Source organism: Streptosporangium sp. NPDC023825 (assembly GCF_040639575.1).
GTDB lineage: Bacteria > Actinomycetota > Actinomycetes > Streptosporangiales > Streptosporangiaceae > Streptosporangium.
Genome location: NZ_JBFAAE010000019.1, coordinates 16,228 through 31,501 on the forward strand (window position 1 = coordinate 16,228; position 15,274 = coordinate 31,501).

Here is a 15,274-nt window from a genome sequence, read left to right on the forward strand (position 1 = left end):
GTGACCGCCGGGAGCAAATGATCACCGGAAGCGGGTGGCGGTCAGGAGAGGTTCCGGTCCGGAGAGGTTCCGGTCAGGGACGGTGACAGTGACGGTCAGCGGCCGGTGACGGTCAGGGGCGGGTGGCGGTCAGGGGCGGGTGGCGGTGGTCAGCCAGGCGGCGCCGCGCAGCCGTACGGCGTCGGGCTCCTCGTAGGGCCGCAACGCCACCGTGAGCGCGTCAAGGGCTCGGGTCGCGGTGTCCCTGTCGACCTGGTCGAGAACGAAGCGGACGGGGCCCCATGCTCCGAGGAAACCGGCCGCGTCGGCGGCGTCCCTGCCCCACACCTGGGGCGCGTCGACCGGTGTGGAGGTCACCTTCTCGAAGCCCGCGCCGGTGAGCACCTCGCGGACACGGGCCGGGTCGGCCAGCGACTCCGGGCCGGGAGCACCGGGTCCGGTCGGGGCGGGGCGCGACGGCAGGTGCTCGGCCATCGCCGCGAAGACGGTGCCCAGGTCGTTGTCGGCCATTCTTCGCAGGGACAGGATGGCCAGGCGCCCGCCCGGGCGCAGCGCGCGGCCGATGTTGGCGAACGCGGCGACCGGATCGGCGAAGAACATGATCCCGAACCGGCTCACCGCCACGTCGAAACCCGAGGTGGGGAAGGGGTGGGTCTGGGCGTCGCCCTCCTCGAAGGTCACGTTGGCGACCCCCTCGTCGTCCGCACTGGCACGCGCCCGCCGCAGCATCGGCGCCGACAGGTCGATCCCGGTGGCCCCTCCGAGCCGCGCCCGCCCGGCGGCCAGCCGCGTCACCTGCCCGTTGCCGCATCCGACGTCGAGCACGCGGTCCCGGTCGCCGATGGCGGCCGCCGCGAGCAGGTGGTCGTTGAACCCGCTGTTCACGGCGTCGTACCGGGCCTGGTGGTCGGCCCAGTGGTTCCCCTCGTAGCCGTTCCACGCTTTCGCCTGCTCGGTGTTGACGGTGGAGAGCATCGAGTTCCTCCCGTGGGTCTCTCGGGGCGTCCCGGACGGCTTCTCACCGGTCCCGCACTCGGTGCGGCCGCTACATCCCCGATATGAACAGTCGTTCATGAATGCTTGTTCATAATGAGGGCGTGGAATCGTACATGTCAATCGTCACCCGGGCGGGCCGGAGCGGGAGGGGCACACGCGGTCGGGTGGCGGACGTCGGTCACGGGGTCACGGGGACGCGGGAAACACGGGGACACGGGGACACGGGGACCGGCGTCGCCCTCTCGCTCAGTCGAACCGGATGTGTCTCACACCCGTCCACGCACGGCGCAGGCGCCCTCGCAGCGCGCCGTCCGTGTTCGGGACGAGCTCCAGCCCGGACGAGGCGGCGACGTGGTCGGCGACCTGCGGGATCGTGAGGCGGTCGGTCCACACGTGCTCGGCGAACTCCGCCTCGCGCAGCCGCTCCAGGCACAGGTCGAGCCTGGACACGGCGAAGCTCTCCCTGCGCAGGGACGCGCTCTTACCGGCCACGTACTGCATGACGTGCCCGAAGCCGCGCTCGCGCAGGCGGCGCAGAACCGTCTCCCGGCCGGCCAGCAGCGCGAAGTGCCTGACGTCGTGGCCGCGTTCCCGCAACCGGCCGACGATCTCGCGGAAGTACGCGGGCTCCACGACCGTCATCGGTGCGATCACCGGGCCGTCGTGCTTGGTGAGGGCCAGGTCCAGCACCTCGTACGCCCCCTGCCGCCAGGCCGGAAGGTCCTGGAAGTCCCCGCGCAGGAGCGGCGGCGTCATCCGGTGCAGGCCGAAGCCGACGTGTTCGGGATCGCAGATGACGCTTCCCGGGAGCCGCCGCCGCAGCTCGTGCGCGGTCTGCGTCTTGCCGCCGCCGAAGGGGCCGTTGATCCACAGGAGCATGCTCCGAGCCTACGGGGGCGGGTGCGGATCGCGGGCGGATCGGCATGTCCCCGGCCCGCCGTACGCCCCGGAAGTACGGCGGGTCGGGGATTCAGCACGTGGGCCCGGGGATTCAGGACGCGGGCTTCTCGTCGGTCCAGCCGGCCTCGAGGACGGTCTGGGAGTGCCACACGGTGCCCGGTTCGAATCCGGCCTGCAGTCCGCCCGGCCGCATGACGACGTTCTCCCTGGCCAGCGCCCTGCCGGTCGCCTCGTCGAAGATCAGACGGTCCAGCAGGACTCCGTCGGCGCCCTTGGCGTCCGCCTTCGCCCTGGCCGGTCCCTCGATGGCGACCGCGCTGCCGGTGCGGCCCTCCGCGTCGGTGACGCCGCGGGAGACCTTGATGGTCTTGAGGTCGGCGAGCATCCGGAAGGCGGCGCCGCGCACCTGCGAGGTGACCGGCATGTCGGTGATCAGCCCGACCGAGACGGCGAACAGCCAGGCGTCCGACGACATCGGATCGTCCGACTCGGTGCCGGTCCCCCCGTACGAGCGCAGCAGCCAGGCCTTGAGCTCGGCGGGATCGTCGGGCAGGCCGCGCAGGTCCTTCATGGTGACGTTGCGGCCCAGCCAGAACACCTTGTCCCCGTCGACGAGCGGGGTGTGGCTGTCCTCCGCCTCTCCCGGCTCGGTCGACAGGACGTAACCGCCCCTCTTGCCGGGGGCCTTGACCTCGATCTCGGTCGGGGAACCGGCCCGCCGCCAGGCCGCCTCGTCGTCCGGGCTCGCGGGCCGCGCCCCGAGTGACCGCGTCCGGCTCCACTGGTCCCCGCCGGTCGCCGACGGGGTCCAGCCCTCGTTCCGCGTCCGCTCGACGACGGTGTAGCCCCCGTCCGCCGCCTCGGACAGCATCCGGGTCACCGACGCGGTGTACCAGTAGGCACCGGTCGTCTCCGGCTGGCGGGCCGCCCCGTGGGCGGCGGCGAGCAGGATGGATCGGCTGGAGAGCTCGACCCGCGGGGCGGAGGCCGTCGGGCTGGAGGACGCCGGACCGGAGGACGCCGGGCTGGAGGCCGTCCGGCCCGGGCCGGCCTGGGCGAAGGGCGCGTCCGGGACCGTGCCGCCGGTCGCGGAGATCGTGACGGCGACCGCGGTCACGGCCGCGGCGGCTCCGGCGAGGCCGAGGCCCCATCCCGGGCGGACGACCCTGCGCCTGGCAGGCGCTTGCCGGGGCTGTGCCATGGCGCGGGAGAGCTCGGCGGCCCTGGTACGCGAATCGACCGGGGTGTCCCCCAGGTGCTCGGGGCGCGCGGCCCGCAGCTGATCGATGGGGTTCATGACCACTCCTCGCTGAGGTTCCTCATCCGGGGTCCGGGGTACGCGGCGGTGTCCATCTCCTGCTTGAGCCGCTTGCGCGCGCGGTGGAGCCGTACCCGGAAGGCGGTCGGAGAGCAGCCGACGACCCGCGCCGCGTCGCGCGGGGAGAGCCCCTGCCAGGCGGTCAGGATCAGGAGTTCCCGGTCGTCCTCCGACAGGCCCGTCAGCGCCTTGAGCACGCTGAGCCGTTCCGCGACCTGCTCGGCGACGTCGTCCTCGGTCCAGGCCCGCAACTCGGCGCTGAGCGCGTCGCGCCGGACCTCCGCCCGGATGTTGTCGCGCAGCACGTTGCGGGCCACCCCGAGGAGCCACGGCAGGGCCGGCTCCGGCACCTCCTCCAGCCTCCGCCAGGCGATCGCGAACGTCTCGCTCACCACCTCGTCCGCCACCTGCCGTCCCGCGCGGCTGACCACGTAGGCCCAGACACGTTGCCGGCACTCGTCGTACATGCTGGTGAACCGCTGCGAGTCGTCCGTCACCGCCCCGCCCCCTTCGTACCGGATGTGTTGTTCTGACACCGGGAAATGGCCGGGGCTCCTCGTTTGTTACCTGCCTTCTTCAAAAAATGGTACGAACCACTACAAATCAGGAATCATCCCCGTCCGAGATCGGTCTCCCGCCCGGTGACCGCGGGCGAGGAAGGCCCCGCGACCAGCCCCTCCCCGCCCGGTGATCACGAGCTCGCGGTCCTCACGTCCCGCCCGATCGCGTGTCAGCACCTCGTCCCGGGCTCGGGCAGCACGCGGTCGGTGAGGTAGCGGTCGATGTGGGCGCGGGCGCAGGGGTTGGAAGCCTGGAGCGTGTGGCCGGGCCCCTCGTGCCGGACGACGACGCTGCCCGGCACCTGCCCGAGCACCCGCTGCACGGCGTCGGACTCGCCCCAGGCGCCCGCGCCGAGCATGGGCGGCAGCCCCTTCGGCAGCGGGGCGGGCGGGTTGGTCACCCCTACCGGCCAGCCGACGCAGCCGAGGGTCGCGGTCGCCATCGTGCTCGCGGTGCCCGCGTTGGGCGCGACCTTGCGCAGCCGGGCGATCGTCGCCTCCAGTTCGGCGCGGCCGGCGGGACGGGGCCAGTCGACGCACTCGGTGACGCCGGTCGACTGGTCGGGATAGCGGGCGCCGCGCTCGGGCACGAAGCCGGAGGCGTCACCGCCGGCGGCCGCGCGGATGTCCCGTGCCAGCTTCGGCCACGCCTCGGCGCCCCTCCTGGCGGAACTCACCGCGAAGGCCTGCAGGTCGCGTCCGTCGTACGCGATGCCGGCCTTCCTGGCGGGGACCGGCGTGCGGTCGGCCCCGGCGACCAGCTTGCGCCACTTCGCGGGTACGTCGCGGCACTTCCCGGCGGCGCACCAGGCGAAGAAGCGGCCGATGGCCTCCTCGTTGCTCCTGGCCATCGCCTCCAGCTCACCGGCCCAGTCGGCGGTGCTGTGGTTCCACGTGCCGTCGAGCACCATCGTGCGCACCTGGCCGGGAAAGAGCCTGGCGTACGCCTGCCCGTAGAACCCGGCGTAGGAGGCACCGTAGAAGTTGAGCCTGGCACCGCCGAGGGCCTTCCTGATCGCCTCCATGTCCCTGGCCTGGTCGGCCGAGCTCATGTTGGCGAAGAACTCGGGATCCCTGTTGCGGCAGGCCTCGGCGTAGCCGCGGTTGGTGTCGGAGAGCCGCCCGAAGTCGGCGTCGTCCTCGGGGAACTCGGGCAGCGGGATGCGCGTCCAGGTACACGGCAGGCCGGTGCTCAGGCCGCCGATCTGCTCGCCGTAGCCCCGGGTGTCCCAGGTGACGATGTCCATGCGCTCGCGGAGCTCGGCCCACCGGTTCCCGGACCGGGTGATGGCTATCCCCGGCGCGCCCGGGCCGCCGTAGGCGATCAGGACGGAGCCCTCGGAGGTGCCGGTGGCCTTCAGGCGGCCCAGCTTCAGGGTGATCTCGCGCCCGCCGGCCTGCTGCCAGTTGACGGGGACCCGCAGGTCGGCGCACTCCATCCCGATCTTGTCACCCGGGCAGGTGCTCCAGTCGAGGGAATCGGTCTGTGGTGCCTGCACGCCCGAGCCCAGGAGGGTCAGGGCGACGGCGATTGACGTCAGCATGGAGGCCACGATCTCCGAACGGCCACCCCGGCCGCATCGGAGCCCGGTCTGATTCCGGAGACGGCGGATCAGACCGGGGGATGTCATCCCGCAACGATCACGACCGCCGCGCGACCGTCCGAGGCCATGGTGGCTCCGGGGTCCAGGACCTGTACAGGGACGGACAGGCTTCTCCGGGGTCCGGAGTCGGCCCTTGTCGCGCCCTCGTCCCCTGGCGCGGGATCTCCGTGTCGACAACTTAGCGAAGCAAGTATTAATATTAATTTTTATTATGAAGGACGTACATAAATCATCGGTGGAGTTCGCCCGCGATCCCGGCGGCTCTCTCTTCGACGCCGGGGCAAGGGCGGCCATGGCCCGGTTCGCCGCCGGAGACGACACCCTCGCCCTCGAAGCCGCGACCGCCGTCCGCACCGCCTTCCACGCCGTCGAGCGCATCCGCGCCCACGGAGTTCAGGGGCGCGGGCTGAGCTCGGGGGCGTTCGACATCCTGATGCGGCTGAGCGCCTCCGCCGACGACGGGTTCAGCATCGGCGACCTGGCCCAGTCGGCCGGAGTGAGCTCCCGCAACGTCACCGGGCTGATCGACACCCTCGAACGTGACGGGCTGGTGCGGCGGACCCCCGATCATCGCGACCGGCGTTCCGTCCTGGCCCGGATCACCCCCGCGGGACAGGCGTGGATCGAATCCTTCCGCCGGCCGACACAGGCCGCCATGGCGGCGATCTTCCGCGGCTTCACGCCCGACGAGCTGACCCAGCTGCGGCACCTGTGCCTACGCCTCGCAGAAAACCAGCACAGGCTCTCCCTGCACCTGAGCCGGGCCGACGGCATGGACGACAGGGCCGGCGGCACGGACGACACTCGGCCGTAACCGGACCGACGACACAGACGACGCCCGGCCGCGAGCCCGGGGCCGCGCGAAGAAATCCGCCGACCGGGAAATCACCCATAGAGGAGATCAGAAAATGGCTTCCATCCGCACAGAAGTCGTGATCAATGCCGACACCGAGCAGGTGTGGGGGGCGATACGCGACGTGGGCGCGGTGCACCGGCGCCTCCTGCCAGACCGCGTCGCCGGCACCCGCATCGAGGGTGACGTCAGAATTCTCGTCCTTCCCAACGGGAAGGTCATCCGCGAGCTGATCGTCGACGTCGACGACACGACTCGCCGACTGGCCTACGCGGTGGTCGAAGGGGCGCAACCGGCCCTCACGCACCACCACGCCTCGTTCCAGGTCCTGCCCGAAGAATCCGGCCGCAGCCGGCTCGTCTGGGTGACCGACGTGCTGCCGGACACGCTCGCGGCGGAGATCCGCGAGCGCGTCGAGCGGGGGGCGGCGGACATGAAACGGACTCTGGAGGAAGCCGTCGCCGATTAGGTCACGCCGAGCGCAGGTCGCCGTCGAAGACCTTGTCCAGGAAGTCCTCCAGATTGAAAGCGGTCCGGGCGATCCGTTCCTCCGTGGTGAGCGTCTCCTCGAACCGCACGCCGGACTCCGCCCGCTTCGTGCCGCGCACGTAGAGGGAGCAGGCCAGGTCGGCGCAGACGTAGGTGCCGACCGTGTTGCCCTGGCGGCCCGCGGCGCCGACCCTGGGCGCGACGAACAGGGCGACCCCGCTGCCGGAGTGGGGGGTCAGGCAGATCGAGCAGACGGTGCTCTTGGTGAAGCTCCTGCGGACATCCTGCGCGACGCGCAGGGTGACGCCGACGAGCTCGCCCTGCCGCTCGAGGACCAGGTAACCCCGGTCGGGGGCGCCGGGATCGCGCCAGCCCAGGAAGTCGAGGTCGGCCCAGGGGAGCTCGGAAAGGTTCCTGGGCAGGTTGAGCCTGCGCGCCTCCCCCTTCGAGCAGTTGACGAAGGACTCGCGTATCTCTCGCTCGCCGACCGGGTTCATGGTTCACCTACTGTCATGACAATCAGTGGAAAAGGCCGCCGGAACCCCGGCGCCGGCCCCCGCGATCGGCGCCTCCGCCGACCGGCGAGCGGTCAGACCAGGTTAGGCCAGGTCACAGCCCGGTCAGGTCCGGGCCGGGACGGGTCTCGGCCAGGCCGAGGTACTCCCGGGCATCCGGCAGCGGCCAGTGTCTCAGTACGACATCAAGGACGTCGAGGGATTTTTCCCCCAACGCTCGGAGGCCGCGCGAGCGCCCGTCGCCGGATGGCGAGCGGATCGGGATCACCCCTCGCGTCACCGGCGTCGAGAGCCGATGATGAACGAGTGTCCGAGTCCTCCTCCGCGTCGCACACCCCTGACACGCCCTCCCCCTCCGCCCCGCACACCATCGGCACGACCGTCCGGGCCGCCACCTTCGCCCGGTGGCCCGTCGGCGCGGTCGCGCTGGCCACGCTCGCCGTGCTGCTGGTCGCGAGCCCGCGCTACGGCTATCACCGGGACGAGCTGTACTTCCGGATGCTGGGTGAGCAGCCCGCCCTGGGGTACTTCGACACCCCGCCGCTGACCCCGCTGATCGCGCGGACCTCGATCGCCGTGTTCGGCGACACCGTGGTCGCCCTGCGCGTCGTTCCCGCCCTGATCGCGTCGCTCGTCGTCGTCCTGGTCGCCCTCCTGGCCCGGGAACTCGGCGGCGACCGGAGGGCGCAGATCGTCGCCGCGGCGGGAATCGCCACCACGACCCTGCTCCTGATCGGCGGCCATTCCCTGCTGACTCTCGGGGTCGACCTGCCGCTCTGGGTCGCGGCGGCGCTGTTCGCCGTACGGGCGCTGCGGGGCGACGGCCGCTGGTGGCTCGCGCTGGGCGCCGTCGCGGGGGTGGCGACGTACAACCGGCAGCTGATCGCGCTGCTCCTGGTCAGCGTGGGCGTGGGAGTGCTGGCGGCGGGGCCGCGCGAGGTGCTGCGGGACCGCAGGCTCTGGCTCGGCGCGCTGCTGGCCCTCGTGATCGCCGCGCCCAACCTGGTCTACCAGGCGACCCACGGCTGGCCACAGCTGGTGATGGCCGGGGCGCTGGAGGCCGACGAGGGCGCCGACAACCGCCTCGCCTTCGTACCGCTGCAGCTCCTGCTGCTCGGCCCGCCCCAGGCGGTCGTCCAGGTGGTCGGCGCCGTACGGCTGTGGCGGGAACCCCGCCTGCGCTGCCTCGCCCTGGCCTACCCGACGGCCTGCGCGCTGACGCTCTACTCCGGCGGGCGTCCCGACTACGTGGCGGGTCTGCTCGTGCTGCTCTTCGCCGCGGGGTGCGGCCCGGTCAGCCGGTGGATGCCGGGTGCGGGACGGCACGCGCTGGTCGTCGGCGCCCTGGCGGTCAACGCGGTCCTCTCCGTCGTCATCGCGCTGCCGGTGATCCCTCCCTCGGCCCTGGAGGGCACCCCGGTCGCAGGGATCAACGAGGTGGCGCGCGAGTCGATCGGCTGGCCGGAGTTCGCCGCGCGGGTCGCGGGGGTGGTCGGCGGGCTGACGCCTCAGGAGCGCGCGCGGACCGTACTCCTCACCGACAACTACGGCGAGGCCGGGGCGCTGGACCGCTACGGCGGGGAGTACGGCCTGCCCGAGGTCCACAGCGGGCACAACGAGCTCTACTGGCGCGGCCCGCCGTCGCCGTCCGCCCGGATCGCCGTGGTCGTGACCGACTCCCCCGGTGGCTACTCCCGGGCGTTCACCACCTGTGAGGAACGCGGCAGGATCGACAACGGCGTCGGCCTGTCCAACGAGGAGCAGCACCTGCCCATCCTCGTCTGCCGCGATCCGTCGCGCCCGTGGCAGCTGCTCTGGCCCGAGATGCGGCACCACAGCTGACGCCCAGCCACCCGCGAGAAACGCGCGGGCCTAACGTTCGGCGAAGGCGAGGCCGCGTTCGGCGAGCGCCTCGCGCAGGAGGCCGATGGCCTTGGGGCCCATGCCGTGCAGCCGCAGGAGGTCCCGCTCGCTCGTGGCGGCCACCTGGGCGAGCGTCGTGTAACCGGCCGCGGCCAGGGCCCCGCGCGCGGGACGTCCGATGTTGGTGGGGATGTCGATGAGGGCGTCTCCCTGGCCGCTCTGGTCGCGGGTCGTCATGCTGCCTCCTTGCGGAACGGGTGAGCCGGCCGTCCCGCGCCACGGGAAACCCCCGGCACGGGGACACCACATCGCGGAAACCCGGCGTCGCGGGAACGCGTGGCGCGGTTTCGCAAGTCTCGCATTTCCCTACGACAGAACGGCGAGACGCATACGGCGAACGCCACGATCATCCGATTGAACGGGACATCCGGTGCGGACAGGCAGGCACCTGGGGCCCTGGTCTTCTGGTCTTCTGGAGCCAGGAGGCCAGAGGACCAGGACCCGGTCTGCGGAGGGGCCGGCGACCACGGGCCTGCGCGGCCTCGGATCTCCTTACGGAAAGCGGCCTCGGATCTCTCCGCGGAAGGCGCCCTCGGATCTCCTTGAGGGAAGCGACCTCAGATCTCCTTGAGGAAACCGGCGTCGACGGCGAAGTCGGCGCCGGTGGTGCTCGCCGAGCGCGGCGAGACGAGCAGGGCGATCACGTCGGCGACCTCCTGCGGCTCGACGAGGCGGCCGGTGGTCAGCTTCATCATCTCCGCCGCGACACCGTTCAGCACGGTGTCGCGGTCGGTTCCCGCCTGCGCGGCGATGATGTCGGCCGCGCCGCCCTCCTCGGTCCACCATGCCGTCCGCACGGGCCCCGGCGACACGGTGTTCACCCGGATGCCCTGCGGCGCGAACTCCTCCGACAGCGCCTTGGTGAGATTGTTCAGGCCCGCCTTGGCCGCGTTGTAGTCGACGTTCATGGGAGCCGGCAGCCGGGCGCTGCCCGAGGACACGTTGACGATCGAGCCTCCGCCCCGCTGGAGCATCACCGGAACGGCGGCACGGACGGCCCGTACGACCGAGAACAGGTTGAACTCGAACATCGCCCGCCAGTCGTCGTCGGTGGGGGCGAGGAACGAGAAGCGCGGCAGGGCCACACCGGGCGGCGGACCACCGGCGTTGTTCACCAGGATGTCCAGCCCGCCGAACACCTCCACGGCCCGGGCCACGATCCGGCCCGGAGCCTCGGGGTCGGTCAGGTCGTCCGGTACGTGGAGAAGGTCCGCACCGTCGAGCGCCTCCAGCTCCGGGGAGCTCTTGCGTGAGGCGGCGACGACGCGGGCCCCCTCGTCGAGCAGGGTGCGGGTGACGGCCAGGCCGATGCCCTTGGAGGCGCCGGTGACGACCGCGACACGGCCGGAAAGCTGCAGGTCCATGGAATGCCCTTTCGTCGTGGGGCCCCGTACGGCGGGAGGGGCCCTTCACACGAGCAAAGCTATGGCGGGCACGCGATCCCGGGCTGGCAGCATTCGGACCGGCAATTCACGCTGGATTCGGACCGGCGATCCACACCGGATATGCACCAGTGATTCACACCGGACACGCACCGGCGATCCACCACGGATATCCACCGGCGATCCACACCGGACACGCACCGGCGATTCACACCGGACACGCACCGGTGATTCACGCCGGACACGCACCGGTGATTCACGCCGGACATGACCGGACGCCGGCTGGGCGAGACGCCGGCCGAACGAGCCTCGGCCGGGTCAGGCGCCCGGCCGGCGGGACGCCCACCGGACGGGGACTCGTCGGCCGGGCGGGGCCTCGTCAGCTCGCATAGGCCTCCAGCTCGAAGATGCGGGCCGCGGTATCGCTGTCGCTGGTCGGGGTGAGGACGTTGAGCCGGACGTACCGGGCACTGACGGGTGTGACGGTGTGGGTGGTGACGTTGGCGGTGTTGCCCCGGGCGCTCACGACGTTCGTCCAGGTGGTGCCGTTGGTACTGACCTGGATGTCGAAGTCGCGGGTGTTCCAGGCCGTCTTCTCACCGCCCGCGCCGGAGTGGCGCACCACGAATCGCCCCACCTGCGTGTTCGACTGCAGGTCGACCTGGAGCCACTTTCCGGTGCCCAGCGCGCACCACTTGTCGGAGGTGCCGGCCGTCCAGCTGCCGTTCACGGCCTTGGCGGGGGCCTCGTCGGCCGCGCACTGGTTGCTCGCGGTGGCCGGCTTGTTCAGCGCGAGGTTGGTGACCGGCTGCGTCGTCTCGGGGACGTAGAGGCGGATGTCCGTCAGGCTCGCGCTGCCCTCGTAGACGTTGGTGTAGAGGTCGCCGATCACGAAGTAGTCGGGATACTGGGAGCCGGCCGGCCACTGGTTCGGCCAGGACGCGCTGCCGTTCACGTCGTTCTGGACGAGGGTGGCGTTGTAGCGGCCGTCGTACTCGCCGGGCTTGACGTTGTAGTGCCAGATCGGCGCGTTGCCGACGACGAAGGGGCGGTGGAAGCGGATCGTCTTCTGCCCGACCCGGGCGAAGTTGCCGCTGGCCTCGAGCACGTAGCCGGTGGCGTCGCGCTCGATGGCGAAGGTGTATGACTGGTTGGGCATCAGCTCGGGCTGGAGCTCGGCCGCCGACGACAGCTGCTGCTCGGCCACGCCGCCGGAGCAGCTCGTCATGAACCACTGGGAGTTGCCCGCGAGGCCGCCCGGCCCCGGCGTCCAGTTGGGCAGGCCGCTGATCCACATGTTGACCGTGTTGAAGTTGCCGTCGCGGTAGTTGTAGTACTGGTTGGTGGTGGAGTTGCAGACCCGCCCGCCGGTGCCGCTGCCGACCCGGTCGGGGTGCTGGGAGAAGGAGTCCATCAGCACCTTGCGGCGGTAGTGCCAGAAGTGGTTGTTCCGCGGGGCGGGGTTGGCGAAGTCCACGATCGACATGAAGTGGAAGCCGTTGTAGCCGTACGGCCCGGACCGCACGTCCTGCCACTCGCAGTAGGGCGCGGCGGCGTTACCGCTCCAGCCCGGGCTCCTGGACCCCTCGCCCCAGGGGTGCTGCGTCTTGCATCCCTGGGTGCTGTAGCCGTTGACCTTGCCGTCGTACTCGATCGAGCCGTTCCGCTTGCCGCCGAAGTCGATGGTCTTGAGCTTGTACTCGACGCGGTACTGGTCGGGCAGCTTGTCGGTGGGCCGGAAGATCGCCCCGCCGGTGTGGTCGGGCACGTTGAGCACCGCCGCGGGCGCGCCGCCCACCGTCGCGGTGGTGATCGACGGCGGCGACTCGATGACGCCGTCCTTGTTCCAGTCGCGGGCGGAGAGCGAAGCCGTCAGCCAGCCGCCCTGGCCGACCGGGAACTCCTTGCGGTAGGTGGCGAAGGAGTTGAACGCGGTGGTCCAGGCCGGCCCGTAGTCGTTGCGGTACCACTGGCCGGAGTCGTCCATGATCGTGTCGAACGGGGTGGTGTAGTTCTCCCTGACCCACGGCGCGTTGCCCGTGTTGATGGGGGCCGAGAAGTTCTCCGAGTGCAGCAAGGTCCAGGCGGCGGCACTCTTCGCCGCACCCGCCCTGCTCTCCGCACCCGCCTTGCTCTCCGCACCCGCCTTGCTCTCCGCGCCCGCCTTGGCCTGCGCGCTCGGCGTGGCCGGCTTGCCCTGCGCACCGGACGCACTCGGGGCGCTCAGGGCGCTCGGACCGGGAGTACGGGCCCCGGCCGGCGCCGCGGCGTCGCCCGTCGCGGGGGTGCCGACCCCGAACGAGGTGATGGCCATGACGGTCGTGGTGACCGCGGCGAGGGCCGCCTTGCGTGCGGCCCCTCTGACGTTTCTTCGCATGGGTTACGTGCCCTTCACTCGACGAGTAAGGCGTTGCTCGTGCCTGAACGCGACCCGCGCCCTCGCGGGTGTGCGCACCTCCGTTCCCGATACCGGGCGACCACGGGTGGCGTCGCCGACCGCCACCCGGGTGCCGTTCACAACCGGCCGTACTCCACGAGCCGTCCCCCCGGACGGCCGCGCGTCAGAAGCCGCCCTTCGGGTCGAGGTACTCGGCCGCGTTCTCCTTGGTGACCCTCGGGGAGGGCACCACGGTGTCCTTCTCGACCTTGGCCCCGCCCAGGATCTCGACCGCCCGGTCCAGGCCCATGGCACCGATGATGTCCGCGTCGTTCAGGCCGGTCACCAGGTAGTTGGTCCCGTCGAGGATCGCCTTGAGCGCCTCGGCCTGGCCGTCCACGCCCGCGATGACGATCTGCTCGGCCTTGCCCGCGTCCGCGATGGCACGCTGCGCGCCCAGGCACATCGCGTCGTTCTCGCAGAACACCGCGACGAGGTCGGGGTTGGTCGCCAGCAGGCCCTCCATCACCGTCAGGCCGCCGTCGGATCCCCAGTTGCCGAAGTCGGGTGCCTCGACGAGCGTGATGCCCGCGGTGCTCGCGAGCACCGACTTCACGCCCTCGGTACGGGCCAGGCCGATGCTGTTGTCGGCGGGACCACCCTTGATGATCGCGACCTTGCCGCCCTTGGGCAGCTTCTCGGCGAGGAACTGGCCGTTCTGCACGCCGATCGCCTTGTTGTCCGGGCCGATCCAGCTGGTGTACTCGCCGGTCCGGAACTTGCGGTCCACCAGGACCACGGGCTTGTTCGCCGTCTTGGCCGCGTTGAGCGCCGCGGGCGCCGACTCCAGCGGTCCGCCGGAGATGATGATGGCGTCGACGTTCTTGCTCAGCAGGTCCTCGACGTTGGAGGCGAGCTTCGCCGCGTCGCCGTTGGCGTCGGTGCTGATGATCTCGATCTTGCCCTTCTTCTTGGCCTGGGCGGCGATCGCCTTGTCCATGCCGCTGAAGTAGGGGCCGCTCAGCATGAAGTTGGCGACGCCGATCGTGTAGGAGCCGTCGCCGGAGGCGGAGGCGGCGGTGGAGGGCCCGCCCTCGCTGGACGAGCAGGAGGCAAGGCTGAGAGCGAGAAGGCCGGCGGCCAGCAGGCCGCTGAGTTTTCTGGCGTTCATTTCGGTATACCTCGGGGGGTGTCGTGGAGCGGGTACGTCAGGTGCGCACCTGGTTGGCGCGCTGGACGAGGATGACGGCGATGATGATCAGTCCCTTGAGCACCTGTTGCCAGAAGCTCTGCACGCCGTACAGGTTGAGAAGGTTGTTGATCAGTACGAGGACCAGGACGCCGCCGAAGGTGGCCTTCACGGACCCGCGCCCGCCCGCCAGGCTCGCCCCGCCGATCACGCACGCGGCGATCGCGTCGAGTTCGAAGGCCACCCCGACGCTCGGCTGGGCGATGCCCACCCGGCTGGCCAGGATGACGCCCGCGAGGCCGGCGCACGCGCCGCTGATCGTGTAGGCGAGGATCACGTGCCCGCGCACGTTGATGCCCGCGAGCCGGACGGCCTCGGCGTTGCCGCCGATCGCGACGATGGAGCGGCCGGCCGGGAAGCGGGTCAGGAACAGGCCGCCCGCGAGGAACACCGCCAGCATGATCACGGTGCTCAGCGGGACGGGGCCGAGCATCGCCGAGCCGAGAGTGAGGAACGCCGGGTCCTCGGGGGTGATCGGCACCTCGGAGTAGACGAACGCCAGACCCCTGATGGTGGTCAGCGCCGCGAGGGTCACCACGAAGGGCGCCAGCCCGAACCGGGCGACCAGCACGCCGTTGACCAGCCCGAACCCGATCCCGCAGGCAACGCCCACGACCGTCGCCATCGGGATGGGGAGGTCGGAGACGAGGCCGGCGGTGATGATGCCGGAGAAGGCCACCACCGACCCGACCGACAGGTCGATGCCACCGGTGAGGATCACCACGAGCATGCCGTACGCCAGCAGGCCGGTGGTGACCATCTGCTTGAGCAGGTTGGTGAGGTTGGGCGAGGTGAGGAAGGTGTCGGAGGTGAGCGCCGCCACCGCGACGAGCGCCACGATGAGCGTGACGAACGCGACCTGCGCGGTGAGGTCCCGGCCCGCCAGGACCAGCCGGGGGAACCTTCCGGGGACCGAGGCCGCCGGGCCGGCGGGCACCGGGCCGGAGGAGGCCTCGGGACTCGGGGTGGTCGGGGCCGCGTCGGTGGACGCGGGCCCCGCCGGCTGCCCGGTCACGCGATCCCCCCGGGCCTGGCGGGCCTCCGGGCGGGCCGGGTCATGTGGTCACTCCGGGCTGGCCGGGTCATGCTGTCCTCCGGGGTGGGCGGG

Annotated in this window: 14 protein-coding genes; 3 read left to right on the plus strand and 11 right to left on the minus strand. The window is 71.3% G+C overall.

The genetic code is table 11. The features are described 5' to 3' along the window. Positions 1-129: 129 nt before the first annotated feature. The 5 genes from AB0G15_RS18620 to AB0G15_RS18640 all read right to left on the minus strand — a co-directional run bounded on the left by AB0G15_RS18620 (position 130) and on the right by AB0G15_RS18640 (position 5,318). The gene (locus AB0G15_RS18620; RefSeq protein WP_362840999.1) at positions 130-975 is read right to left on the minus strand and encodes a class I SAM-dependent methyltransferase; all 846 of its coding nucleotides are present in this window, start codon (positions 973-975) and stop codon (positions 130-132) included. Positions 976-1,242: 267 nt separating this feature from the next. Further along, on the minus strand, positions 1,243-1,875 hold the full coding sequence (locus AB0G15_RS18625) for an AAA family ATPase (protein ID WP_362841001.1): 633 nt from the start codon (positions 1,873-1,875) through the stop codon (positions 1,243-1,245). 112 nt (positions 1,876-1,987) lie between these two features. Further along, the gene (locus AB0G15_RS18630) at positions 1,988-3,193 is read right to left on the minus strand and encodes a CU044_5270 family protein (RefSeq protein WP_362841004.1); all 1,206 of its coding nucleotides are present in this window, start codon (positions 3,191-3,193) and stop codon (positions 1,988-1,990) included. Continuing rightward, a complete protein-coding gene (locus tag AB0G15_RS18635; protein WP_362696255.1) occupies positions 3,190-3,711 on the minus strand; it encodes an RNA polymerase sigma factor in 522 nt (173 codons plus the stop codon). The genes AB0G15_RS18630 and AB0G15_RS18635 overlap by 4 nt, the downstream gene beginning before the upstream one ends. A gap of 233 nt (positions 3,712-3,944) precedes the next feature. Next, positions 3,945-5,318, minus strand: coding sequence for an alpha/beta fold hydrolase (locus AB0G15_RS18640; protein WP_362841007.1), 1,374 nt, complete (start codon positions 5,316-5,318; stop codon positions 3,945-3,947). Between the two features lie 271 nt (positions 5,319-5,589). Between AB0G15_RS18640 and AB0G15_RS18645 the strand changes: the two genes are divergently transcribed. Both AB0G15_RS18645 and AB0G15_RS18650 read left to right on the plus strand, forming a co-directional pair. Then, positions 5,590-6,192, plus strand: coding sequence for a MarR family transcriptional regulator (locus tag AB0G15_RS18645; protein ID WP_362841009.1), 603 nt, complete (start codon positions 5,590-5,592; stop codon positions 6,190-6,192). A 94-nt stretch (positions 6,193-6,286) separates the two neighbouring features. After that, the gene (locus AB0G15_RS18650) at positions 6,287-6,700 is read left to right on the plus strand and encodes an SRPBCC family protein (RefSeq protein ID WP_362841011.1); all 414 of its coding nucleotides are present in this window, start codon (positions 6,287-6,289) and stop codon (positions 6,698-6,700) included. A 1-nt stretch (position 6,701) separates the two neighbouring features. Here the strand turns inward: AB0G15_RS18650 and AB0G15_RS18655 are convergent, their stop codons facing one another. Next, complete coding sequence (locus AB0G15_RS18655; protein WP_362841014.1) at positions 6,702-7,217, minus strand: FBP domain-containing protein; 516 nt, start codon at positions 7,215-7,217, stop codon at positions 6,702-6,704. A 324-nt stretch (positions 7,218-7,541) separates the two neighbouring features. Here AB0G15_RS18655 and AB0G15_RS18660 point away from each other — a divergent pair, with 324 nt between their 5' ends. Next, complete coding sequence (locus tag AB0G15_RS18660; protein WP_362841017.1) at positions 7,542-9,077, plus strand: glycosyltransferase family 39 protein; 1,536 nt, start codon at positions 7,542-7,544, stop codon at positions 9,075-9,077. A 30-nt stretch (positions 9,078-9,107) separates the two neighbouring features. Here AB0G15_RS18660 and AB0G15_RS18665 read toward each other — a convergent pair whose 3' ends face one another. From AB0G15_RS18665 to AB0G15_RS18685, 5 genes are all read right to left on the minus strand, one after another. Further along, complete coding sequence (locus tag AB0G15_RS18665; RefSeq protein ID WP_362841020.1) at positions 9,108-9,335, minus strand: hypothetical protein; 228 nt, start codon at positions 9,333-9,335, stop codon at positions 9,108-9,110. A 380-nt stretch (positions 9,336-9,715) separates the two neighbouring features. Then, the gene (locus AB0G15_RS18670; RefSeq protein ID WP_362841023.1) at positions 9,716-10,522 is read right to left on the minus strand and encodes an SDR family oxidoreductase; all 807 of its coding nucleotides are present in this window, start codon (positions 10,520-10,522) and stop codon (positions 9,716-9,718) included. Between the two features lie 397 nt (positions 10,523-10,919). Beyond that, on the minus strand, positions 10,920-12,917 hold the full coding sequence (locus AB0G15_RS18675) for a discoidin domain-containing protein (protein ID WP_362841024.1): 1,998 nt from the start codon (positions 12,915-12,917) through the stop codon (positions 10,920-10,922). Between the two features lie 184 nt (positions 12,918-13,101). Further along, complete coding sequence (locus AB0G15_RS18680) at positions 13,102-14,088, minus strand: substrate-binding domain-containing protein (RefSeq protein WP_362841025.1); 987 nt, start codon at positions 14,086-14,088, stop codon at positions 13,102-13,104. A gap of 37 nt (positions 14,089-14,125) precedes the next feature. Beyond that, positions 14,126-15,181 carry an ABC transporter permease gene (locus AB0G15_RS18685; protein WP_362841028.1) on the minus strand — a complete coding sequence of 352 codons (1,056 nt, stop codon included), beginning with the start codon at positions 15,179-15,181 and terminating at the stop codon, positions 14,126-14,128. Positions 15,182-15,274: the final 93 nt, after the last annotated feature.